The sequence below is a fragment of the Mesorhizobium sp. M1D.F.Ca.ET.231.01.1.1 genome, assembly GCF_003999155.2.
Taxonomy (GTDB): domain Bacteria; phylum Pseudomonadota; class Alphaproteobacteria; order Rhizobiales; family Rhizobiaceae; genus Mesorhizobium.
In genome coordinates, this window is sequence record NZ_RZOZ02000065.1 from 1 (window position 1) to 432 (window position 432).

Here is a 432-nt window from a genome sequence, read left to right on the forward strand (position 1 = left end):
CCCGAGCTGACCGAGCCCGTGCCGGACGAGCGGCGGTAGCTCGCCTGTGCGACGCCACCGCTGCTGGGAAGCGATGGGATAAACGTTCGCACTGTTGGCGTAAGCCGCGCCGCGCTCGATCCGGAACAGCGCGGCCGTCGCGCTCCAGCGGGAATGCTCGGTCTTGATGCCCACTTCGTACTGCTTGCTGCGCAACGGCTTGAGCAGTTCGCCGCGATTCGCATAGGTGTCGCCGACCACCGTGCCAGCCTCGAGCGACTCCACGTAGCTCGTGTACAAGGTCGTGGTCGGCGCGAGCTTGAACATGACCGCGACGGTCGGCGTGACCACGCCGTTCTGGCTGTACGTCGACGTGGTCGCGCCGGTGGTCGAGTAGCCGTGCTGCTCGTAGTTCGTGTAGCGCACGCCGCCGAGCACCGACCAGCGCTGGGT

Annotated in this window: 1 protein-coding gene; it reads right to left on the minus strand. The window is 67.1% G+C overall.

Going from position 1 to position 432, the window contains the following annotated elements; translation table 11 throughout:
- The coding region (locus tag EN874_RS32275) for a TonB-dependent receptor (protein ID WP_210238592.1) at window positions 1-432 on the minus strand (432 nt) is incomplete at both ends.